This is a genomic window from Aquimarina macrocephali JAMB N27 (genome assembly GCF_000520995.1).
GTDB lineage: Bacteria > Bacteroidota > Bacteroidia > Flavobacteriales > Flavobacteriaceae > Aquimarina > Aquimarina macrocephali.
This window is the reverse complement of the sequence record NZ_JACA01000035.1, coordinates 111706-134006: the sequence shown is the minus strand read 5'-3', so window position 1 is coordinate 134006 and position 22301 is coordinate 111706. Positions and strand designations below refer to the sequence as shown.

The 22301-nt window shown below is 36.0% G+C and carries 22 protein-coding genes; 13 read left to right on the top strand and 9 right to left on the bottom strand.

Annotated features, from left to right (window positions below):
• Positions 1-108: 108 nt before the first annotated feature.
• On the bottom strand, positions 109-342 hold the full coding sequence (locus tag Z054_RS0119150) for a hypothetical protein (RefSeq protein WP_024771657.1): 234 nt from the start codon (positions 340-342) through the stop codon (positions 109-111).
• A 12-nt stretch (positions 343-354) separates the two neighbouring features.
• On the bottom strand, positions 355-534 hold the full coding sequence (locus tag Z054_RS31365; RefSeq protein ID WP_152538609.1) for a hypothetical protein: 180 nt from the start codon (positions 532-534) through the stop codon (positions 355-357).
• Positions 535-540: 6 nt separating this feature from the next.
• On the opposite strand from Z054_RS31365, the gene Z054_RS31360 reads away from it, so the two are divergent.
• The 3 genes from Z054_RS31360 (at position 541) to Z054_RS0119135 (ending at position 2221) form a co-directional block, all read left to right on the top strand.
• Positions 541-756 carry a hypothetical protein gene (locus tag Z054_RS31360; RefSeq protein ID WP_152538608.1) on the top strand — a complete coding sequence of 72 codons (216 nt, stop codon included), beginning with the start codon at positions 541-543 and terminating at the stop codon, positions 754-756.
• Positions 757-771: 15 nt separating this feature from the next.
• Positions 772-987 carry a hypothetical protein gene (locus tag Z054_RS0119140; protein ID WP_024771655.1) on the top strand — a complete coding sequence of 72 codons (216 nt, stop codon included), beginning with the start codon at positions 772-774 and terminating at the stop codon, positions 985-987.
• A gap of 190 nt (positions 988-1177) precedes the next feature.
• Complete coding sequence (locus tag Z054_RS0119135; protein ID WP_024771654.1) at positions 1178-2221, top strand: Fic family protein; 1044 nt, start codon at positions 1178-1180, stop codon at positions 2219-2221.
• 6 nt (positions 2222-2227) lie between these two features.
• Here Z054_RS0119135 and Z054_RS0119130 read toward each other — a convergent pair whose 3' ends face one another.
• The 4 genes from Z054_RS0119130 to Z054_RS0119115 form a co-directional block, all read right to left on the bottom strand.
• Positions 2228-2476: a hypothetical protein gene (locus Z054_RS0119130; RefSeq protein ID WP_024771653.1), complete on the bottom strand. Its 249-nt coding sequence runs from the start codon at positions 2474-2476 to the stop codon at positions 2228-2230.
• Between the two features lie 12 nt (positions 2477-2488).
• A complete protein-coding gene (locus tag Z054_RS0119125) occupies positions 2489-2767 on the bottom strand; it encodes a MerR family transcriptional regulator (protein ID WP_206538804.1) in 279 nt (92 codons plus the stop codon).
• A gap of 131 nt (positions 2768-2898) precedes the next feature.
• Complete coding sequence (locus tag Z054_RS0119120) at positions 2899-3336, bottom strand: antirestriction protein (RefSeq protein WP_024771651.1); 438 nt, start codon at positions 3334-3336, stop codon at positions 2899-2901.
• Between the two features lie 72 nt (positions 3337-3408).
• Positions 3409-3846 (bottom strand): hypothetical protein, encoded by a 438-nt coding sequence (locus Z054_RS0119115; protein ID WP_024771650.1) that lies wholly within the window; start codon positions 3844-3846, stop codon positions 3409-3411.
• A 732-nt stretch (positions 3847-4578) separates the two neighbouring features.
• On the opposite strand from Z054_RS0119115, the gene Z054_RS0119110 reads away from it, so the two are divergent.
• Positions 4579-5439, top strand: a complete 861-nt coding sequence (locus tag Z054_RS0119110; RefSeq protein WP_024771649.1) for a M57 family metalloprotease — start codon at positions 4579-4581, stop codon at positions 5437-5439.
• A gap of 156 nt (positions 5440-5595) precedes the next feature.
• Here the strand turns inward: Z054_RS0119110 and Z054_RS0119105 are convergent, their stop codons facing one another.
• Together Z054_RS0119105 and Z054_RS0119095 are read right to left on the bottom strand one after the other, a co-directional pair.
• Positions 5596-6819, bottom strand: a complete 1224-nt coding sequence (locus Z054_RS0119105) for a tyrosine-type recombinase/integrase (protein ID WP_024771648.1) — start codon at positions 6817-6819, stop codon at positions 5596-5598.
• Positions 6820-7052: 233 nt separating this feature from the next.
• Complete coding sequence (locus Z054_RS0119095; protein WP_316929936.1) at positions 7053-7886, bottom strand: universal stress protein; 834 nt, start codon at positions 7884-7886, stop codon at positions 7053-7055.
• 188 nt (positions 7887-8074) lie between these two features.
• Between Z054_RS0119095 and rimP the strand changes: the two genes are divergently transcribed.
• From rimP to infB, 3 genes are read left to right on the top strand one after another with little or no spacing between them, the layout of a single operon-like run.
• Complete coding sequence (gene rimP / locus Z054_RS0119090; RefSeq protein WP_241461428.1) at positions 8075-8575, top strand: ribosome assembly cofactor RimP; 501 nt, start codon at positions 8075-8077, stop codon at positions 8573-8575.
• A gap of 15 nt (positions 8576-8590) precedes the next feature.
• The gene (nusA, locus tag Z054_RS0119085) at positions 8591-9823 is read left to right on the top strand and encodes a transcription termination factor NusA (RefSeq protein WP_024771645.1); all 1233 of its coding nucleotides are present in this window, start codon (positions 8591-8593) and stop codon (positions 9821-9823) included.
• 43 nt (positions 9824-9866) lie between these two features.
• Complete coding sequence (gene infB, locus Z054_RS0119080; protein ID WP_024771644.1) at positions 9867-12686, top strand: translation initiation factor IF-2; 2820 nt, start codon at positions 9867-9869, stop codon at positions 12684-12686.
• A 77-nt stretch (positions 12687-12763) separates the two neighbouring features.
• Here infB and Z054_RS0119075 read toward each other — a convergent pair whose 3' ends face one another.
• Positions 12764-13219 (bottom strand): SPOR domain-containing protein, encoded by a 456-nt coding sequence (locus Z054_RS0119075; RefSeq protein WP_241461427.1) that lies wholly within the window; start codon positions 13217-13219, stop codon positions 12764-12766.
• A 222-nt stretch (positions 13220-13441) separates the two neighbouring features.
• Here Z054_RS0119075 and Z054_RS0119070 point away from each other — a divergent pair, with 222 nt between their 5' ends.
• Genes Z054_RS0119070 through Z054_RS0119045 form a run of 6 tightly spaced genes read left to right on the top strand, consistent with a single transcriptional unit; the run spans position 13442 to position 22290 of the window.
• Entirely contained in the window at positions 13442-14761 is a 1320-nt protein-coding gene (locus tag Z054_RS0119070; protein ID WP_024771642.1) for a c-type cytochrome, read from the top strand.
• A 59-nt stretch (positions 14762-14820) separates the two neighbouring features.
• Entirely contained in the window at positions 14821-17946 is a 3126-nt protein-coding gene (locus Z054_RS0119065) for a TAT-variant-translocated molybdopterin oxidoreductase (protein ID WP_024771641.1), read from the top strand.
• A 34-nt stretch (positions 17947-17980) separates the two neighbouring features.
• A complete protein-coding gene (nrfD, locus tag Z054_RS28860; protein WP_024771640.1) occupies positions 17981-19714 on the top strand; it encodes an NrfD/PsrC family molybdoenzyme membrane anchor subunit in 1734 nt (577 codons plus the stop codon).
• 4 nt (positions 19715-19718) lie between these two features.
• Positions 19719-20258 (top strand): DUF3341 domain-containing protein, encoded by a 540-nt coding sequence (locus Z054_RS0119055; protein WP_024771639.1) that lies wholly within the window; start codon positions 19719-19721, stop codon positions 20256-20258.
• A gap of 5 nt (positions 20259-20263) precedes the next feature.
• Positions 20264-20917 (top strand): c-type cytochrome, encoded by a 654-nt coding sequence (locus Z054_RS0119050; RefSeq protein ID WP_024771638.1) that lies wholly within the window; start codon positions 20264-20266, stop codon positions 20915-20917.
• A 41-nt stretch (positions 20918-20958) separates the two neighbouring features.
• Positions 20959-22290: a hypothetical protein gene (locus Z054_RS0119045; RefSeq protein ID WP_024771637.1), complete on the top strand. Its 1332-nt coding sequence runs from the start codon at positions 20959-20961 to the stop codon at positions 22288-22290.
• Positions 22291-22301: the final 11 nt, after the last annotated feature.

Below are 22301 nucleotides of genomic sequence, written 5' to 3'. Positions count from 1 at the left end.
GGTGTTTGGATGTCAGGCTTTAACTTTGCAGACTAAAACGCATGTTGAAACCGTACTAAAACAAAAAATGCGCTCCGCGCGGGGTTAGCAAAAGAAAAATGAGAAAGGTTAATCTATTGTCTCTGGTAAGTATTTATTGAGCAAATGACTTGTTCTAAACGCTTTGATGTAAACCACATCATCACTATAACCCGTAAAATGAATCTCTACATAAAATCCATCAATGGCAAAGAGAATATAACGTTCTTGATCTTCAATAAAGCTGTCAACAAACGTACCTTGTGAAAACACCACTTTATATTGATTGGGATCAGGGAGTAGATTGAATTCTTCCAGTGTCATTTGTTAAAGAGTTTACTCAATACCTTTGAGCAATTCAGAGAGGGTGATATTGTGAATATCGGCAATCATGAACAATGTGTCGATGGTGTAGTTAAGTCCTTCTTCCCAACGCCAGACGCTTTTATTTTCAAGATTATGTTCTATAGCAAACTTGGAATAACTGCTATAACCCGCAGAGATACGCAATTCCATCTGCTTATGGATAAACACAAAGATGAACGATATTATCAATTTCTACAGGATGTACTCAAAGCCCTGCATTTGGACGCTACCACGTTTTTTGATGATCTGGCACAGGATGCTCCCTATGAGGTACAAATATATGTATGGATGGATAAATTGTATAAGCAGGGTAAATCAGCCGATGAAGCCATAGAGCTGATTCATCGTGTAAGGCGATTCTATATACTTTAACTACAACACATTATTATGATACGACGCTACCATGAATTAAATGAGGAAGAAAAGCAGATTGCTATTAAACGTCTTGCATCCCGTGTAAAAACCACTGAGTGCAACATGCTGGATGTACTTAATCATATGAACCCATTATTGACGATTCGAAGCGGTAAAGTGGTGATGTTCCGTGAAGCACTGGGCCGATTGGCTAAGAAAATACAAATACACCATGCCGATAAGCCATAAGATACTGTTATGTCATCGTACAAAAAATGCGCCTCATTCGGGGTTAGCAAAAGAAAAGATAGTGAACAATCTGAGAATAATTAATAAGGTGTTTGCTAAGTAACACATCATTCCTATCATATTATGCTGTTAATCCTATCATTTGTGATAGGATTATGGTAGATTTGTGATAGGATTAAAGAGGGTCATTATGAATCTAAGTACGCGACAACAAGAAATTATCAGCATCATTGCATCGCAAGGGCAAGTGGCTATCTCACAGGTCAAAAACCTTTTGAGCCATGATATTAGTATAGCTACCCTAAACAGAGAAATGGCAAAACTGGTTGACCATAACTGTTTGAGCAAAGTGGGCGCAGGAAGAACAACTCAATATATCATCGCTCCTTACTATAAATTATTTACTCCTGTTAATTCATCTGATTATTTTGATTTAGAACCTGATGCGCGTAATGCAGCTACTGAGTTTAATCATACATTACTTACATCTCTGCAAGATGTTACCCTTTTTACGGCTGAAGAACAAAAGAATCTTTCTCTTTTAAAAGATCAATACCAAATGAACATTGCCAGTCTTTCACCCACCTTATATCAAAAAGAATTAGAACGTTTAACGATTGAGCTTAGTTGGAAATCTTCTCAAATTGAAGGAAATACGTATTCCTTACTGGAAACGGAGAGACTTTTTAAAGAAAAACAGGAAGCTGATAATAAAACAAAAGAAGAAGCGGTCATGTTATTAAATCATAAGGACACGATCAATTATCTCCTCAAGCATAAAAATCTTGCCACTACTCTTGATATACGTCTGTTGGAAGAAGTACATTCCTTATTAATCAAGGATATGCATGTCAGCCGGAATATCCGCTCCCGCGCAGTCGGTATTACTGGAACGGCATATAAACCGCTAGATAATACACATCAAATCAGGGAAAGTCTAGAATGTATGTGTGACCTGATAAATACTAAAAATAGCGGATTTGAGAAAGCATTATTAGCTGTAGTGCTTATTTCCTATATTCAACCTTTTGAGGATGGGAATAAACGCACTGGTCGCATGATAAGTAATGCGTTACTTATTGCGGATGATGCCTGTCCATTATCATATCGAAGTGTCGATTCTCTTGAATATAAAAAGGCGATGTTACTCTTTTACGAACAAAATAACCTGGCTGCTTTTAAAGATATTTTCATAGAACAAAACAACTTTGGAGTAAAAAATTATTTCCAGTAAGACATATCATCGATCTATATCTATACCTCGATCTTGAGAATAGTTAGTTGGTGTATGTTGAAAATCCTTTAATCGATCTTTTACTTCATCAAGATAAGCTTCTCGACCGTCATTGAAGGTTTGGAGATATATATTATGTGCATGAGGGGTTTCCGAAATCTTATTGGCTAATTCCGGTTTGAAGCGTTGCAAGTAATACCCATCATTGAACGCTTTGGCATATAATTCTTCTTCTTTTTTCTCTAAGTCATCCATTACTGAAAGAGTTTATAATGCGCGTTTTCTGTGTTTCTCTAGATAGGCTTCAATAGATGCAGAATCATAGAGTATGATTTTACGTGAGGGTTGTGTGAACTCGATATCTAAATTATCACGTAATTTTTGCATCGTTGTATCACTACTAACGCCTAATCTTCGCATCGCTTCTTCAGGTGAAATCCATTTGTCTTCCTTGACATCGTGAGTTGCTTTAACGTGCTCAACTACTTCATCCACCAACATCAAGAGGGCTTCACTTTGCAGACATATGACTTCCATTGTTTTCATATGAGGGATGTTACAAAAGATGTGCCATATTGGTAAAGAGCAGAGTAGAAGATGCTAATTGGCTTCATATGGTCTTGTATGGGGTGAAAAAAATCCCCTCACAGCAAGGTGAAGGGATCGTAATATGAAGATTAATCGATAAAGGCTAATATCTGTTCTCGCTCAGGATGGATAGTTGCATAATCTCGTAATTGATCAAATGCATCAATAAGATGCTGACCGCCGCTACTTGCACAATCACAAAGAGCGAATAGGTTAATTCCAATACTCGCAGCATCGATACTCATTTCTCCTTTGTAGTAATTCAGGTGATTCTCTACCTGCATCAAACCAGATCGTTTCAACCCGATATAAAACCCGCCATTGGATAATGCATAAAAGTTCCAATAGCCTCCTGAGTATGGTTTGCAAAATTCTTCCATATACCGAAATACCATTCCTTCAAACCGCATTGCTTGCTTAGGGATGAACGTAGGATAGAAGTCTAATCGCCGTTTAACGGGCCATATTGTTCTGCTAATCGTTTTATTACCTTCAAATTCTACCGTATTATTTTCTGTTGTTTTCATAGTGGTGTCTTTAAATGAAACAAAAAATCCCCTCACTGGTTGGTGAGAGGATTTGAATGGATTCCATGATTATTACAGTGTAAAAGATTTTAGATCGTTTTCTACATCCTGCTTTTTGCCTTTAATGTATGCTTCAGCACTATCGGCAATATTTCTAATCAGGTTAATGTCTCCTGTGGTAAAGCTCTTTCCAGCATCATCTATAATCGTGATCTTACAAGACTCACTACTATTGTATTTGAACTCAGATAGGCTATTGAGCGTTGCAGTTGCCCGCTTGTGTCTATCGGTTAATCCTTTGAGCTTTTCGACTTGCAGGATACGATCTTCAATACTTACTACTGGTTCTTGACCGATAGCTTCTTGTGCTAAATCTTTGGTCACATCACTACTATTACTTTTTACGGGAGGTGCTGGCTTGATGATTTTTGGAACTGGTACCGGCTTTTTGTTTGTTTCTCCAGGTTTCTTGTCAATTCCATTCTTTTTCACATTTGCTGTTGTTGCCATAATTTCTAATGATTTTAATTAAACAATATTTCATTGTTCAGTATCATCTGGCTAGGACGCTCACTGAACATGCCAGCAAATGCCGCAGCGGAGGGAAAGGCAAGGCAACGCGCCCTCACCTCACGAAATAAAATCATAAGCGTTCTTTAGCTCGCCTTGCAACAGCGCAAAGGCGAACGGCTATATTTGCAATGGTTAGTGAGTGGAATAGACAGTGTTTTATTGTAAATGGTTAGGATTTTCGGTTGACTATATTTTGTCCAACTACTGCATATAATTATGAAGTTACCGAACATCTGTATTTCTGTATTAATGAGCATTATTTGAGTCAAACAACTAAAAATTTAGGGGCATTTACCTGCTAGACTAAAAGGTCTTTTAACTATTTCTGAAGGGTTAATTCCCCCTATAAAAAGAAGTAACTATTTGTTTATCAATAATTTAAGTTGATAACAGGTTTTTATGTGTACCAAGCCTATTTTTAAGAATTGATATTTACATTATATTTGAGGCGACCTTACATCAGTCATACAAACCGCGGTGTTAGCCTGATGATACTCACAATCAAAACTAACTGCAAAAGGTATCATATCCCAACTTATATTGCATCCTAATGACCACCCATCTTAATGGGTCAGAAGCATTATCAGATGTTGTTTCTTTTATAAAGATTGATGTAATACAGTAATAGGGTATCACTAACTGAATATTTTATTCTAAAACCATAATCAAATGAAAAATCTAAAATTATTGGCGCTTTGCGCTGTTGTGATAGGGTGTTTAATATCCTGTCAAAAAGAAGATGTCACTGATACTACCTTGGATGAGGTAACCCAACAAGCTACCAAAGCGCAGTTGGAGAAACTATCCAAAATGGGGGTCAATACAGAAAAGGTAACTATCGAGGATATCCCTCTGCCAGACGGATCGAAAGAGAAATACTTGGTATCTGGAGATATCACTATTCCTGTTAAAAACTTGGAGGACTATCCAGATTTACTCTCTCTTGATGGAGATAATAAACAATACCGATCTGATTATATTGTAGCACCACAGTATAGAAACATAAGGATTTTGGGTTGGACAGGTACAGGTTCAACTTTTGATCTGACTCCTAAAATGCAGACTGCATTATCTTGGGCAGTGGCAAACTATAATGTTTTACCTAACACTCTTAATTTTACACTGACTTATGGTAATGATCAATCACAAGCAGATATGGTAGTGTATAGAGTAATAGGGGGTGCAGGAGGCTCTGCGGGATTCCCTACTTCTGCCGGTAGACCCAATCGGTATGTGCGTATTAACTCTGGGCTGGATAGCAATACCTATAGTTATAATGTAGTAGAGCATGTAATAGGGCATGAAATAGGACATAGTGTTGGTTTTAGACATCAGGACTGGTATAATCGTTGGAGTTGTGGATATACTGGTCCACTTCCCGCAGAACCATCAGTAAGTCCGGCTGCCATCTGGATTTCTGGTACACCTTGGTCTCCTTATGCTGATTCTATTATGTTAGGTTGCTTTAATACCGGAGAAGATGGCGAATTTACTGCTTCGGATAGAGATGCCTTGAATATTTTATATTAAAAAAATAGTTATACCCGTATTATACATTAGAACTTTATGATGAAGGCTAAAAATGTAAAGTAGTGATATATTTTGAAGCAGTTTCTAGCTATAATACCTGTCCGCCTTGCAAGGCGGGAGTTTTCTAAAGTATAATACGGGTTTAACCTAATTTAACTAACCATTAATAACAGTATCTAGTGCATCATCTACATCCTGATGGATAAAATTATTTTGATAGCCGACAGTGGTTGTCAAATGTTGATGACGATAGAGCTTTTGTAATTTGCGAGGAGCAATCTTGTCACTGGCTATATTACCGAAAGTATGACGGGCAATGTGCATGGAAATTCTTTTTTGAATCTCAAGCTGTTTGGCAATTTTTTTCAGGTTCTTATTGAATTTGTCTGTTGCATTTTTCACCTGTTTGAATATCTCTTCTTTATCGTTGGGATTGGTTTCTTCCAATTCAGGAAATATGTAATTGCGGTCTTCACCGTTTCCTGGCTGATACTGGTTTAGTAAATGTTCCAACTTATCGGATACTTTTAAGGACACCACTTTCTGATTTTTATCCATACGATAATAATAACGCCCATCGTTGAAATCTGACCATTTAGCTTTTAATACATCTGCAATTCTCATTCCTGCTAAATAGTAACTGAATAGCCAGACATTTCTTGCATGGCTTAAGTGATTCTTATTTCCAAAATGTGCTTCTTCGAGCTGGTTTACTTCTTCACGATTTAGCCCTATTTTAATGGATTCTGGAATTTTGATTTTGATCTTGCCTTCACCTTCACCAAAAGGATAGGATTCACGATTAGCCAGATTTTCCAGAATGGCTCGATTATACATATTGCGAATGAACATAAGTACATTGGCAATGCTTCTCTCACCAATTTTACCCTCTTTTTTGATTTTCACTACTAGATGCTTGATGTATGGAACCGTGATTTGATTAAAAAGAAGATCGCGCCCTTCCCTCATATCTTTAATTTTTTTCACAAGCGGCACTTCACTATCCAGTCGCGTGAATTTCTTACTGTCCTCCATATCCTTGAAGTATCTATCGGTAAATGTGAAAAATGAATTGTTGGCCGAAGATTTCAAACGCATAGATTGAAAATTCTCAAATGTGAAATTTTCACCAAATTTGTTTATGGTTTCTAATATCGTACTATTGATTTCAGCCAGCTTTGACGAAATCATATTATTCAATCTGACAGAATTTGGATGTGATTTGCGAATATTCTGCTTTTTTTCATCCCAGTATTTTTCATCCAAATACTGCCCAATCAAAATATTGCGTGTTTTTCGCAATTGTGTGATCCGAATTGCAATGGGATACAATCCTTGTTTATTTGCTTTTTTTCTTAAAACCGCATGAATACTAGCCATATCAATGTATATTTGTTCTGTAAAGATACAAAAAAAAGGGACAACATGGGGACAACAAATGCTGGTTTTTTATTGTTTTATATGAATGCGTCTGATGATAAACTCAATGAGAATAACCATTTTAAGCCATTTAAGAACGAATAAAATCATAATCTACTAGGTTCGAGCCCTAGTAGGCCAACAAAAAAGGAGCAAATTTATTTGCTCCTTTTTTATTTTATGTTGTTAAGACATTAAATTTTAAAAGTCAACACTGGTCTTTTTGCGTGATTTACAACATCTTCACCTAAGCTTCCGTTAATAAAATGTGATATTCCTTTTCTGCCATGAGTGCTAATTCCAATCATACCTGCATTGATAGAATCGGCAAAATTAAGTATTCCTTTTTCTACCGTATTGTCATTATAGATGTTTAGACTATAACCCTCTATTGCCAGGTTAGAGACCATATTATTCATTTTCTCTTCGGTTTCATAAGTAGTTTTAAATCCATTAGCTGTGTTTACCCATACTAAATGAAGCTTTGCTTGAATTGATTTAGAAAAATCGTGCGCTGCTAAAAGGCATGGTTTGTCTTCATCATCAAAATTTGTAGCATATACAAAATCATTAATTCCAAAAATATCACAATCTTCTTTAATTACTAATACCGGTTTTTTTGATGTTCTAACCACTTTTTCTGCATTAGAGCCTATAAATAATTCTTCAAAACCAGAAGAACCATGAGATCCCATGATAATAATATCTATATTATTTTTGGTACTCGAATTGATAATCCCATGTAGTACATCTTCGAAATTTACAGTCTCAATGACATCAATATCTTTTAAATAATCCTGGTTTAATACTTCTTCAAACTTTTTATGGGTCTGCTTCATGAAAAAAATGGCTTCGGGCGCAGGCCCTGGTGCTCCAGAAGACATTAGATCTGTAAGATGCATGGGGAGCTCTAAAATATGTAGCAGATAGATTTTAGCGTTATTTTTTTTTGCTATTTGAGCCGCCACTTTTAATGCATTTTCGGCTTGTTTAGAAAAATCTGTAGGGACTAGTATGCTTTTGATCATAATGCTGCTTTTTTGAAATATGTTATTTGTTTATCACTCTGGATTTAGAACGTATTGGTAGTTATATGCTTAAAGTAAGAAGCTACTTATATAGTATATCTTAAATTTACGAATAAATTCATTCTTAGCGATATTTTGTATATAAGATATTATTACTATCTTTGCACCGTTGAAATTAAAAAACCAGGATGAGGGGACGAAAAGTCCCCTCTTTTTATCTATTTATGTCATTAAAAGACAAAGTTCAGAATTTATTAGAGGGGGCACTTCGAGAAAATCCGTCCCTATTTCTAATTGAAAGTAAAATTCATCCCGATAATAGTATTGAAATTATTATTGATGGAGATGATGGTGTGAAAGTAGAAGATTGCATTGCGGTAAGCAGGGCAATTGAACACAATTTAGATAGAGAAGAAGAAGACTTCTCTCTTCAGGTAATGTCTTCAGGTGTTTCTGAAGGTCTGAAACATATTCGACAGTATAAAAAGAATGTGGGCAGAAAACTTAAGATAAAAACAACCGAAGAAACAATCGAAGGAGAGTTGATCTCAGTGACCGAAGATGCAATTGTCTTAACGTGGAAAACACGAGAGCCAAAGCCTGTAGGTAAAGGTAAAGTGACTGTTACTAAAGAAGCTAATATAGCTTATGAAAATATTGTAGAAGCTAAAGTTATGATAACATTTTAATTATAATATATTGATATGGAAAATATCGCATTAATAGAATCATTTTCAGAATTCAAAGATGATAAATTTATAGATCGTGTTACTTTAATGTCGATCTTAGAAGATGTATTTAGGAATGCTCTAAAGAAGAAGTTTGGTAGTGATGACAATTTCGATATCATTATAAATCCTGATAAAGGAGATTTAGAAATTTGGAGAAACCGTATTGTAGTAGGAGATGGTGAAGTTGAAGACGGTAATCAAGAGATATCACTAACTGAAGCACAAAAAATAGAGCCTGATTTTGAGGTAGGTGAAGACGTATCAGAAGAAGTTAAACTCATAGATTTAGGAAGACGTTCTATATTAGCGCTACGTCAGAATTTGATTTCTAAAATTCATGAACATGACAATACTAATATTTATAAACAGTTTAAAGAATTAGAAGGAGAGATATATACTGCTGAAGTTCATCATATTCGTCATAGAGCGATTATCATGTTAGATGATGAAGGTAATGAGATTATATTACCTAAGGATAGGCAAATACCTTCTGATTTTTTCAGAAAAGGAGAAAATGTACGAGGAGTAATTGAATCTGTTGAGCTTAAGGGTAATAAACCATCCATAGTTATGTCTAGAACATCGCCTCTGTTTTTAGAGAAATTGTTCGAATCAGAAATACCAGAAGTATTTGATGGGTTAATTACAGTTAAAAAAGTAGTTAGAATTCCTGGAGAAAAAGCAAAAGTTGCAGTAGATTCGTATGATGATAGGATTGATCCTGTAGGAGCATGTGTAGGGATGAAAGGTTCTCGTATACATGGTATCGTAAGAGAATTAGGTAATGAAAATATTGATGTTATTAATTATACAAATAATTTACAATTATTTATTACTAGAGCATTAAGTCCGGCAAAAGTAACTTCTATAAAGATTAATGAAGAGACCAGTCGGGCAGAAGTAATGCTAAGACCAGAAGAAGTTTCTAAAGCTATTGGCCGAGGAGGTCATAATATTAGATTAGCAGGGCAACTAACAGGATATGAGATAGATGTGTTTAGAGAAGGAGTAGAAGAAGATGTAGAGCTTACAGAATTTTCTGATGAAATCGATTCATGGATTATTGAAGAATTTTCTAAAATTGGTTTAGATACTGCAAAGAGTATTTTAGAACAAGATATTAGTGATTTAGTAAAGCGAACTGACCTTGAGGAAGAGACAGTAGGCGAAGTGATTAGAATATTAAAATCTGAATTTGAAGATTAATAATCACAATTAATTATATTTGAGCATTAAATAAAAGGCATTTATGGCTGAAGCAGGAACAATGAGACTAAATAAAGTATTACGCGAATTCAATATCTCGCTAGATCGGGCTGTTGACTTTTTGAATTCAAAAGGTCACGAGATAGATGCGCGTCCTACTACAAAAATTTCTTCAGAGATTTATCAGCTCTTGTTTGATGAATTTCAAACGGATAAAAGTAAAAAAGTAGCTTCAAAAGAAGTTGGAGAAGAAAAGAAGAAAGAAAAAGAAGCGTTGCGAGTGCAGATCGAAAATGAGCAGGAAGAAAAGCGTAAACGTTCAGAAGCTCGAGAAGTTGTAAAAGCCAAAGCTCAATTAAGCGGACCTAAGCAAGTTGGTAAGATTGAATTAGAAGGTGAGAAACAAGAGGATAATACTGCAAAACCCGAAGAAAAGGCAGTTGAAGCTCCTAAGAAGGAAGAGGTAAAAGAAAAAGAAAAGGAAGATGTAAAAAGCAAAACCCCTGAAGTAGTTTCAAATAGACCTCAGAAAAAAGGAATTAAAATTACGCGACAAGCGCCAAAAGAAATAAAAGAAGAAAAACCTGTAGAGCCCGTTGTGAGCAAAGATAAGCCTAAAACTCCAGCGCCAGAAGTGGAAGCTGAAGTTTCTGTAGAACCAGAAAAGGTTAAAACTCAGTATAAAAAATTGGATGGTCCTAATTTTACAGGTCAGAAAATTGACTTAACTCAGTTTAAAAAACCAGCGAAAAAGAAAGAAGATAAATCTGATAAGAAATCTTCAAACGCAGGAGATGCAGCAAAAAAACGCCGAAGAAGAATTAGTAAAGAAGGAGGCGGTGCTCAAGGATCTGGTGGTGGTAGACCAGGAGGTCAGTCTGGTGGTGGTAACCGAGGAGGTGGAAATAGAGGAAGAGGTCCGGCAAAAGGAAAACGACCTGCTATTGTAAAAGAAGAACCAAGCGAAGAAGAAGTACAAAAACAAGTACGAGAGACTCTTGAGAAGTTACAAGGGAAATCTAATAAATCAAAAGCGGCAAAGTATCGTAGGGATAAGAGAGATCAACACCGTCAGAAAGCAGAAGATGATGTAGCACAACAAGAGCAAGAAAGCAAAGTGCTTAAAGTAACAGAATTTGTTACAGCTTCTGAAGTTGCTACGATGATGAATGTGGCGACTACTGATATTATTTCGGCTTGTATGTCATTAGGAATAATGGTGACAATGAATCAGCGTTTAGATGCAGAGACCCTTTCTATCGTTGCAGATGAATTTGGTTATGAAGTTAATTTTGTAACTGCGGATATTGAGGAATCAATAGAAGAAATTGTAGATGCTCCCGAAGATTTAACAGAAAGAGCTCCTATTGTAACTGTAATGGGACATGTTGATCATGGTAAAACTTCTTTACTTGATTATATTCGAGAAGAAAATGTAATAGCCGGAGAGAGTGGTGGGATTACCCAGCATATCGGAGCTTATGGAGTGCAGTTAGAAAGTGGACAAAAAATAGCATTTTTAGATACACCAGGTCACGAAGCGTTTACTGCGATGCGTGCGCGTGGTGCACAAGTAACAGATTTAGCTATTATTGTAATTGCTGCAGATGATGATGTGATGCCACAGACTAAAGAAGCGATTAGTCATGCTCAGGCAGCAGGAGTTCCAATTGTATTTGCAATTAATAAGGTAGATAGACAAGAAGCAAATCCTGAAAAGATAAAAGAAAAACTAGCTTCTATGAATTTATTAGTAGAAGATTGGGGAGGAAAAATCCAATCCCATGATATTTCTGCTAAAACTGGATTAGGAGTTAAAGAATTACTTGAAAAAGTACTTCTTGAAGCTGAAATATTAGAGCTTAAAGCAAATCCAAATCGACTGGCATCTGGTACAGTTGTCGAGGCGTTTTTGGATAAAGGACGTGGTTATGTTTCTACTATTTTAGTGCAAACAGGTACACTTAAAATAGGAGATTATGTTCTTGCCGGTAAAAATAGCGGTAAGATTAAGGCAATGCAGGATGAACGAGGAAATAGTGTGAAAGAAGCAGGGCCTTCTACGCCAGTTTCAATTCTTGGATTAGACGGGGCTCCACAAGCAGGAGATAAGTTTAGTGTATTAGAAGATGAACGAGAGGCTAAAGATATCGCCTCAAAACGAGCACAATTACATAGAGAACAATCTGTACGTACACAACGACATATTACACTAGATGAGATCGGACGTCGAATTGCCTTAGGAGACTTTAAAGAACTTAATATTATTCTTAAAGGAGATGTTGATGGTTCTGTAGAAGCATTAACAGATTCATTCCAGAAACTATCCACAGAAGAGATTCATGTAAATATCATTCATAAAGCAGTGGGGGCGATCACAGAAAGTGATGTGTTACTTGCATCTGCATCTGATGCTATTATTATTGGATTTAATGTAAGACCAGCAGGTAATGCGAGACAAGTTGCTGATAAGGAAGAAATCGATATCAGAACATATTCGATTATTTATGATGCTATCAATGATCTTAAAGATGCAATGGAAGGTATGCTTTCTCCAGTAATGAAGGAAGAGATTACAGGAACTGCAGAAATTAGAGAAACATTTAAGATTTCTAAAGTCGGTACAATTGCAGGATGTATGGTTCTTACAGGTAAACTTTTCCGAAATTCTGGCATACGCTTGATTCGAGAAGGTGTTGTAGTGTATACTGGTGAGTTTGCTTCTTTAAAAAGATTTAAAGATGACGTAAAAGAAGTGGCGAAAGGATATGATTGTGGTCTGCAGATTAAGAACTATAATGATATTAAAGAAGGTGATATAGTAGAGGCTTACCAAGAAGTAGCGGTGAAGAAGAAGCTATAATGCTTAGAATATATAATAAATAATAAAACCCGATGTGAAAACATCGGGTTTTGTTTTTTATGAATAAAAAAGAATGTTTATTTTTTTTCGGGTCTAAATATGAATGCATTAGGGAATTTAGTGTGCACTTCTTTTAATGCTCTGTCAGCTTCAAGTCTTGTGCGATAATTTCCCATCCATACTTTGTAATTAGGTGTTTCCCATTGGATCGATGAACTCCACTTTGGAAAAGCATCTTTTGATGCTCTTATGATCTCATTTGCCTTATTTAGGTTCCCATAATACAGTTGAATCTTGTAACGATCACTAAATTCTCCATCTTTTTCCATTTTAGATTTTATATCAAGAAGCATTTTTATTCTTGGATCTTGATTGATGGTAACAGACGCTTCTGGTTGTGGTAATATGTTTACGGGCACAAAATTTGGAGTATCAGGAGTGTTATTTGTGGTATCCTGAGCAGTTAAAGTGCTGGTAATTATAAGGTAAAAACCAAATAGAAAAATATGGTTTGTGGTGTTTAACATTCTCATTACAAATTGATTTGGTGCAAAGGTAAAGTATAATAACTCAAAATCATTAAAAAATATTATTTAGAATTGTTATAAATTAACAGTTAACGGTTCTCTAACATTTCCAAAATCGACTAATTATAGTACTTTTGTCGTCGAATTAAAAGTGCTGGTTTTATATCTTTTTTAAGAGATTAATGAAAAAACCATACCAAAAATAAGACGATAATTCTACTTGATAATATGAAACAGGTGAAACACCGAAATTCAGCCTCTAAAATCCTAATCCTAGGAACTGTTTTTTTATTTACTTTTTTTAACCCTGTCTTTGCACAGGATGATGCGGCTGTTGATAACGCTGCTGTAACTGAAGCTTCGTCTGGAGGAGATGTAGCTAAAGGGGAAGAGTTGTTTAAATCACTTTGTGCGGCTTGTCATAAGCGTTATAAAAAAGCGGTTGGTCCTGCTCTTTTTGGAGTAGCTGACAAGTATGACAAAGAATGGATTTATTCATGGGTAAAAAATAGTGCTGCTATGGTCGCTTCTGGCGACGCGCAAGCTGTTGCTGTTTTTGAAGAGTATAATAAGACTGCAATGAATGCTTTTCCGCAGTTGTCCAATGCAGATATTGATAATATCATAGCTTATGCGATGGAGCCTAAAGCTGATCCACCGGCACCTGTGCCAGGAAGTGATACTGCTTCAGGAGGTGAAAACTCTGGGGTTTCTGCTAATGTGATTTTAGCAATATTGGCGTTAGTATTTCTAATGCTACTAGTGGTTTTATTTCTGGTAAATAAAACGCTAAGAAGCTTTGCAGAAGCTAATAATGTAGAATTGCCACAGGCAGAAAAGAGGACTCCAATATGGAAAGCATTTATCCAAAACCAATTCTTGGTCATGGTTACTGCTATTTTCTTGTTACTGGCTAGTGGTTACTTTGTATATGGATATTTTATGCAAGTAGGGGTTGATCAAGGATATCAACCTGTTCAGCCAATACACTATTCTCATAAGATTCATGCTGGAGATAATAAGATAGAATGTAAGTATTGTCACTCTTCTGCAAGAGTTAGTAAGACATCAGGAATTCCTTCTCTTAATGTTTGTATGAACTGTCATAAATCCATTAGTGAAGTGGCTGATGCTACTGCAACAGAAGAATACTCTAAAGAATTCTACGATGGTGAAATCCAAAAATTATATAAAGCAGTAGGTTGGGATACAGATACACAAGCATATACTGGTGATGAACAACCAGTAAAATGGGTTCGTATTCATAATCTTCCTGATTTTGCATACTTTAATCACTCTCAGCACGTAAGTGTTGCTGGGGTAGAGTGCCAGACATGTCACGGTCCGGTAGAAGAAATGGAAATTATGTATCAGCATGCTCCACTTACTATGGGATGGTGTATCAACTGTCACAGGGAAACCAATGTGAAAGTTGCTGATAATAAATATTACGAGAAAATTCATAAAGAACTTTCTAAGAAATATGGTGTTGATCAATTGACAGCTGCTCAAATGGGTGGTCTGGAATGTGGTAAATGCCATTATTAATAATAAAACAATTGTTTTCCGTAAACGGAAGAATAGTAAGAAGCTAATATCAATTATATATGTCATCAAACAAGAAATACTGGAAAAGTGTTGAAGAGCTAAACGAAAATAGCTCTATTGTTGAGACGCTACAACAAAATGAGTTCGTTAAGGAGATTCCTACGGATGAGTTTTTAGGTGATAAGTCATCATTAGAAAATTCATCGACTTCTCGTCGTGATTTTCTTAAATATGTAGGTTTTAGTACAGCAGCTGCTTCTTTAGCAGCATGTGAAGGTCCTGTTAAAAAATCAATACCTTACGTAGTTCAACCAGATAGAATAGTACCTGGTGTTGCTAACTATTATGCTACTACAATAGCAGATGGGTATGATTTTGCTAGTGTTTTAATTAAAACTAGAGAAGGTCGACCTATAAAAGTAGAAAATAATAATCTTGCAACATCTAATGGTGATGCAAACGCCAGAGTTCATGCTTCGGTATTATCATTATATGATAGTTCTCGTCTTCAAGGGCCTAAAAAAGGAACCGAAGATATCAGTTGGGATGAGCTTGATAAAGAAGTAGCAGCTAAGTTAAATAGTCTTGGCGGTAAGCAAATTGTTTTGTTAACTCAAACATATGCCAGTCCATCTACATCGAAATTGATTTCAGAATTTAAAGCAAAATATCAAAACGTTAAACACGTAGTATATGATGCTATTTCTAATAGTGAGGCTTTGGATGCATACCAAATGATGTATGGCGAAAGAGCACTTGCAGATTATGATTTTTCTAAAGCAAATACTGTAGTCAGTATTGGTGCAGATTTTTTGGGAGATTGGCAAGGAGGAGGATATGATAGTGGTTATGCCAAAGGACGTATCCCGAAAAATGGAAAAATGTCTAAGCATGTCCAGTTTGAGGCAAATATGTCTTTAACAGGGGCTAATGCCGATAGAAGAATACAAGCTACTCCATCAGAACAAAAACAAGTGCTTGCTGCACTATATAAATATGTAACAGGATCTGGTTCTAAAGGAGCTTTGGATTCTAAACTGGATGCAGAAGTAGTTAAAGCAGCTAAGCAGATTCAAAAAGCAGGAAGTAATGCTGTAGTAGTTACTGGGATTCAGGATGTGGATGCACAGTTAGTAGTTTTAGAAATTAATAAGGCAATACATAGTAAAGCTTTTAGTAAAACTACTCCACGTACTATCCGTCAGGGAGACGCTAAAGCAGTTGCTCAATTGGTAAAAGATATGAATGCAGGGCATGTTGGTGGTTTGCTAATTGCTGGTGTTAATCCAATGTATTCATTGCCAAATGCAGATGAATTTAAAAGTGGTCTTGAAAAAGTAGATATATCAGTTGCATTTAGCATGCATAACGATGCTACGGCTGAGTTGTGTAACTACGTTGCAACAACGCCTCACTATTTAGAATCTTGGGGAGATGTTGAGTTGAAAAAAGGGAGCTACAGTTTGATGCAACCAACTATTCGACCATTATTTGATGCAAGACAATTCCAGGAAACTTTATTAAAGTGGACAGGTAATTCATCTACATATCACGATTATATAAAAAGTGCATGGACAGGTATTCTTGGAGGTACTTCATGGAATCAAGCCTTGCATGATGGAATATTAGTAAAACCAGTACTTCCAAAACAAGAATTGGTAGAAGCACTTGAAGCACCAGAAGGAGATGTGGCTGATATAGAAGCTGTTCCGGTGCCAACTTCGGCTGGACCAGATGTTAGTGCTGCGTCAAGAAGACTTTCTGTAGCGAAATCAAGTGGAATAGAACTTACATTATATACTAAAACGGCATTAGGGGATGGTCAACAGGCTAATAACCCTTGGCTACAAGAAATGCCCGATCCTATTACCAGAGCGTCTTGGGATAACTACTTAACGGTTTCTAGAGCAGATGCTGCTGAGTTAGGGTTAACCAATGAAAATGTAGCAAATGGAGCTCTAAATGGTAGTTATGCAAAAGTAACGGTAGGAGAAACTGAAGTCGTTGTTCCGGTAATTATTCAACCAGGACAGGCTAAAGGCTCTGTTGGTTTAGCTTTAGGATATGGTAAGTCTAAAGGACTTAAAAAAGATATGATAGTAGGAGTAAATGCCTATTCTTTATATCAAAACCTTAATGCAGTACAGAATGTTTCGATTAAGGCTGCAGAAGGAGTACATGAGTTTGCTTGTGTGCAATTACATAATACATTAATGGGTCGTGGAGATATTGTAAAAGAAACGACTCTTGAAATATTCAATACAAAAGATAAGCACGATTGGAACGTAATTCCTGAAGTGAGTAAAAATCATATAGAATATGAGGTTACTTCACCAGAAGTTGATCTTTGGGATGAATTTGATCGTTCTATTGGGCATCATTTTAATCTTTCAATAGATTTAAATGCATGTACAGGATGTGGTGCTTGTGTGATCGCTTGTCATGCAGAGAATAATGTACCTGTGGTTGGTAAATCAGAAATACGTAGATCTCGTGATATGCACTGGTTACGTATTGACCGTTATTATTCTTCACAAGATAGTTTTGAAGGAGATAATAATAAGAAAGATGCAATAGCAGGTTTAGGAAGTTCCTTATCAGAGTTTGGTGAGATGGAAAATCCGTCAGATAATCCTCAGGTAGTATTCCAGCCAGTAATGTGTCAGCACTGTAACCATGCTCCATGTGAGACTGTTTGTCCTGTTGCTGCTACATCACATGGTAGACAAGGACAAAACCATATGGCATATAACCGTTGTGTAGGTACAAGATATTGTGCTAATAATTGTCCATATAAAGTACGTAGGTTTAACTGGTTCTTGTATAACAACAATGATGAGTTTGATTATTACATGAATAATGATTTAGGTAGAATGGTACTTAATCCTGATGTAACTGTACGTTCCAGAGGGGTTATGGAAAAATGTTCTATGTGTATTCAAATGACGCAAAAAACTATTTTGGATGCAAAACGAGATGGTAGAGAAGTTAAGGATGGAGAATTCCAGACAGCTTGTTCTGCAGCTTGTTCATCAGGTGCTATGGTATTTGGTGATATCAATGATAAGGATAGTGAAGTAGCTAAACTTAAAGAGGATGATCGTATGTATCACTTACTGGAACATGTTGGGACTAAGCCTAACGTTATGTACCATACCAAAGTAAGAAATACTACAGAAGCTTAATTAACTAATTAAAGAATCAATTCAATTATAAAGGATTATGTCTCATTACGAAGCACCTATAAGAAAACCTTTAGTAACCGGTGATAAAACATACCATGATGTAACTTTGGATGTAGCAGCAGCGGTAGAAGGAAAAGCAAATAAATCTTGGTGGATTGTCTTTTCAATTGCACTGCTTGCTTTCCTTTGGGGGATAGGGTGTATTATTTACACAATATCTACTGGGATAGGAACCTGGGGATTAAACAAAACAGTAGGATGGGCCTGGGATATCACCAACTTTGTTTGGTGGGTAGGTATTGGTCACGCCGGAACCTTGATTTCAGCAGTACTACTGTTATTTCGTCAGAAATGGAGAATGGCAATTAACCGTTCTGCAGAAGCGATGACTATTTTTGCAGTTATTCAAGCAGGATTATTCCCAATCATTCACATGGGGCGTCCTTGGCTGGCATATTGGGTATTACCAATACCAAACCAGTTTGGATCGCTATGGGTGAATTTTAATTCGCCATTGCTATGGGATGTATTTGCAATCTCTACATATCTTTCTGTATCACTAGTATTCTGGTGGACAGGATTGCTACCTGATTTTGCAATGATTAGAGACCGAGCAATAACTCCATTTACAAAAAAAATATACGGCCTTCTATCTTTTGGATGGAGTGGTAGAGCAAAAGACTGGCAACGTTTTGAAGAAGTATCTTTAGTACTTGCAGGTTTAGCTACACCATTAGTACTTTCTGTACATACCATTGTATCATTTGATTTTGCTACTTCGGTGATTCCTGGATGGCATACTACGATATTTCCACCATATTTTGTGGCTGGGGCGGTTTTTTCAGGATTTGCTATGGTGAATACGCTTCTTATTATAATGAGAAAAGTATCAAACCTAGAAAACTACATTACCGTTTTACATATAGAATTGATGAATATTGTAATTATGATTACAGGTTCTATTGTAGGTGTCGCCTATATAACAGAGCTGTTTGTAGCATGGTATTCTGGAGTTGAATACGAACAATATGCATTCCTTAATAGGGCAACAGGACCATATTGGTGGGCATATTGGGCGATGATGACATGTAACGTATTCTCACCGCAATTTATGTGGTTCCCAAAATTAAGAAGAAGTATAATGTTTTCTTTCTTTATCTCTATTGTGGTAAACATAGGAATGTGGTTTGAGCGTTTTGTGATCATTGTAACATCACTTCACAGAGATTATTTACCATCATCATGGACAATGTTCTCTCCTACTTTTGTTGATATAGGAATATTTATAGGAACAATTGGTTTCTTCTTTGTCTTATTCTTATTGTACTCACGTACGTTCCCTGTAATAGCACAAGCAGAAGTAAAATCAATTTTGAAATCTTCTGGAGAAAAATATAAGAAACTAAGAGAAGCAGGAAAAGATCATAGAGATGAGCTTCCTAAAGGTAAAGCAGAAGTGGTTAAAGAAAAACCAACAAAGAAAAAAACCGAAACCAAAGAAGTAAGTGAAGAAGACATCAATAGTCTATTGGGTAACCTAGGGACATTTGATCCATCAACACAAACGGCTGATGATCTTAAAAAGGTTAATGGTATCGGACCAGTAATGGAAAAGAAACTTAACGAGATCGGAATATTTACTTTTGATCAAGTAAGTAAAATGACCGAAACTGAATACGATTTATTAGATAATATCACTGGATCTTTCCCTGGTAGAGCACAACGCGATGATTGGGCTGGCCAGGCAGAAAAACTTAAAAATAACTAGAAGTATGGCATCAAAAGTTATACATGCATTATATATAGACGACGACATCCTGATGGATGCTGTCAAGAAAGTTCGTGCAGAGCATTATCATATCGAAGAGGTATATACTCCTTTTCCGGTTCATGGACTAGATAAAGCGATGGGATTACCTCATACACGATTAGCAATTACATCCTTTATGTATGGTTGTGTTGGGTTAGTAGTATCAATTTTGATGATGAACTATATCATGATCGAAGATTGGCCACAAGATATAGGGGGTAAGCCTAGTTTTAGCTATATCGAAAACATGCCAGCATTCGTTCCGATTATGTTCGAACTTACAGTGTTTTTTGCAGCCCATTTAATGGTGATTACTTTTTATATGAGAAGTAAGCTATGGCCATTTAAAAAAGCCGAAAATCCTGATGTAAGAACTACAGATGATCATTTCTTAATGGAAGTAGATGCTGGAAATCACGATGTTGATCAACTTGCTAGCTTTTTGGGTGATACCGGAGCAGTAGAAATTAAAGTAATAGATAAGGAAGAAGATAACCATTAGTAATAATGAAGAATACTATAAAAATATTAGCAGCGGCAGTAGTGATGATTTGCGTTGTTTCTTGTAAAAAAGATTCAAAACCTAATTATCAATTTATGCCTAATATGTATGAACCTTTAAGTTATGAAACTTACGGTGAATATGGTGTTTTTCCTGGTGGCCAGGAAGCTATGTTACCTGCCGAAGGCTCAATACCAAGAGGATGGATGCCATATGATTTTAAGAATTCACAAGAAGGTTACTTACTTGCTAAGGATACATTAAAAAATCCTATCCGATATACAAAAGAAAATGAAGATGCCGGAAAAGAATTGTATGACATCTATTGCGCAATATGCCATGGGGGAAAAGGAGATGGAAAAGGACCTTTGGTACAAAGAGAAAAGATTTTAGGAGTTCCTAGTTATGATGATATTGGTAGAGCAATTACTGAAGGAAGTATTTATCATGTAATGTATTACGGAATCAACTCTATGGGATCGTATGCCTCCCAAACCAATGAGCATGAACGTTGGCAGATTGTTCAATATGTACAGAAATTAAAGGCAGACCTGGAAGGGAAAACGCCTCGAATAGATACAGATGCTACTACTACTGTTGTAGAAACAAAAGTAGAAGAACATCAAGAATCAGCAGAAGATCATAGTAACGCACACTAGTGCATTAGTAAAAAAGTTAAGAATAACGATATTATAAAGATATGTATACGCTATCAAATAGATTAAGATTATTTTCTGTCATCCTTATGGTTGTAGGTCTTGTAGGTCTTATTGTTGGATTTGGACAAAGACCTGGATCTGTAGAAGAGGTAAAAGAAATGATGGCAGCGCACGACGCTCATGGAGGTGGTCATGGTGAATCTCAAGTAGCAGAGAGTGGTCATGGTAATCAAGAACACGGAGAAGAAGATGCTCATGGAGGAGATGCACATTATGAACATATATTACACCAACTACAAAATAAGCCTTGGGCTTCATTATATGTAGCAGCATTTTTCTTTTTTATGATTGCACTGGGAGTATTAGCATTTTATGCAATACAATTTGCATCTCAATCGGGATGGTCTCCAGTACTTTTTAGAGTAATGGAAGCGATAACAGCATATTTGGTGCCAGGAGGAATTATCCTTTTCATAATCTTAGCATTATCAGGATTCCATATTAATCATTTGTTTGTATGGGCAGATCCAGAAGTTGTAGCTCATGATGCATTAATTCAAGGAAAATCTAGCTGGTTGAATGGTTGGGGATTCATTATCAGAGCTGCTATCTTTATGGGAGGTTGGTTATTATATCGTCATTTTGCAGTTAAATATTCAAGAAAGCAGGATGAAGATACAGAAGGAAATAAGTGGTATAAAAAGAGCTTTAAGATATCTGCAGGTTTCTTAGTATTTTTTATCTATACAGAATCTATGGCATCTTGGGATTGGATTATGAGTTTTGATCCACACTGGTTCAGTACCTTATTTGGATGGTATGTATTTGCAAGTTTATTTGTTTCGGGTATTACTACGATCGCTTTAATAAGTATTTACTTAAAATCTAAAGGGTATTTAGAATTTGTAAATAATAGTCATATTCATGATTTAGCTAAGTTTATGTTTGGTATCAGTATTTTCTGGACATACCTTTGGTTCTCTCAGTTTATGTTGATATGGTACTCTAATATACCAGAAGAGGTAACGTATTTTATTACTCGTATAGAAGATTATAACCTTCCGTTTTTTGGGATGTTAGTAATGAACTTTATTTTCCCAATATTGGTATTAATGAATAGTGATTTTAAACGAGTAAACTGGTTTGTAGTAATGGCAGGTATCGTTATTCTTTGTGGTCACTATATTGATGTTTATAATATGGTAATGCCTGCAACAGTTGGCGAATCCTGGTTTATAGGTATTAGTGAAATAAGTGCTGTGTTATTGTTTTTAGGGCTATTCTTATTCGTAGTGTTTAGAGCATTAACCAAAGCACCATTATTGCCTAAAGGAAACCCTTATATAGAGGAAAGTAAACATTTCCATTATTAAAATTTGAATTG

Coding starts and splice junctions, on each gene's coding strand:
- Z054_RS0119150 (WP_024771657.1), bottom strand. CDS start 342: ATGACACTGGAAGAATTCAATCTACTCCCTGATCCCAATCAATATAAA.
- Z054_RS31365 (WP_152538609.1), bottom strand. CDS start 534: ATGGAATTGCGTATCTCTGCGGGTTATAGCAGTTATTCCAAGTTTGCT.
- Z054_RS31360 (WP_152538608.1), top strand. CDS start 541: ATGGATAAACACAAAGATGAACGATATTATCAATTTCTACAGGATGTA.
- Z054_RS0119140 (WP_024771655.1), top strand. CDS start 772: ATGATACGACGCTACCATGAATTAAATGAGGAAGAAAAGCAGATTGCT.
- Z054_RS0119135 (WP_024771654.1), top strand. CDS start 1,178: ATGAATCTAAGTACGCGACAACAAGAAATTATCAGCATCATTGCATCG.
- Z054_RS0119130 (WP_024771653.1), bottom strand. CDS start 2,476: ATGGATGACTTAGAGAAAAAAGAAGAAGAATTATATGCCAAAGCGTTC.
- Z054_RS0119125 (WP_206538804.1), bottom strand. CDS start 2,767: ATGAAAACAATGGAAGTCATATGTCTGCAAAGTGAAGCCCTCTTGATG.
- Z054_RS0119120 (WP_024771651.1), bottom strand. CDS start 3,336: ATGAAAACAACAGAAAATAATACGGTAGAATTTGAAGGTAATAAAACG.
- Z054_RS0119115 (WP_024771650.1), bottom strand. CDS start 3,846: ATGGCAACAACAGCAAATGTGAAAAAGAATGGAATTGACAAGAAACCT.
- Z054_RS0119110 (WP_024771649.1), top strand. CDS start 4,579: ATGAAAAATCTAAAATTATTGGCGCTTTGCGCTGTTGTGATAGGGTGT.
- Z054_RS0119105 (WP_024771648.1), bottom strand. CDS start 6,819: ATGGCTAGTATTCATGCGGTTTTAAGAAAAAAAGCAAATAAACAAGGA.
- Z054_RS0119095 (WP_316929936.1), bottom strand. CDS start 7,886: ATGATCAAAAGCATACTAGTCCCTACAGATTTTTCTAAACAAGCCGAA.
- rimP (WP_241461428.1), top strand. CDS start 8,075: ATGAGGGGACGAAAAGTCCCCTCTTTTTATCTATTTATGTCATTAAAA.
- nusA (WP_024771645.1), top strand. CDS start 8,591: ATGGAAAATATCGCATTAATAGAATCATTTTCAGAATTCAAAGATGAT.
- infB (WP_024771644.1), top strand. CDS start 9,867: ATGGCTGAAGCAGGAACAATGAGACTAAATAAAGTATTACGCGAATTC.
- Z054_RS0119075 (WP_241461427.1), bottom strand. CDS start 13,219: ATGAGAATGTTAAACACCACAAACCATATTTTTCTATTTGGTTTTTAC.
- Z054_RS0119070 (WP_024771642.1), top strand. CDS start 13,442: ATGAAACAGGTGAAACACCGAAATTCAGCCTCTAAAATCCTAATCCTA.
- Z054_RS0119065 (WP_024771641.1), top strand. CDS start 14,821: ATGTCATCAAACAAGAAATACTGGAAAAGTGTTGAAGAGCTAAACGAA.
- Z054_RS0119055 (WP_024771639.1), top strand. CDS start 19,719: ATGGCATCAAAAGTTATACATGCATTATATATAGACGACGACATCCTG.
- Z054_RS0119050 (WP_024771638.1), top strand. CDS start 20,264: ATGAAGAATACTATAAAAATATTAGCAGCGGCAGTAGTGATGATTTGC.
- Z054_RS0119045 (WP_024771637.1), top strand. CDS start 20,959: ATGTATACGCTATCAAATAGATTAAGATTATTTTCTGTCATCCTTATG.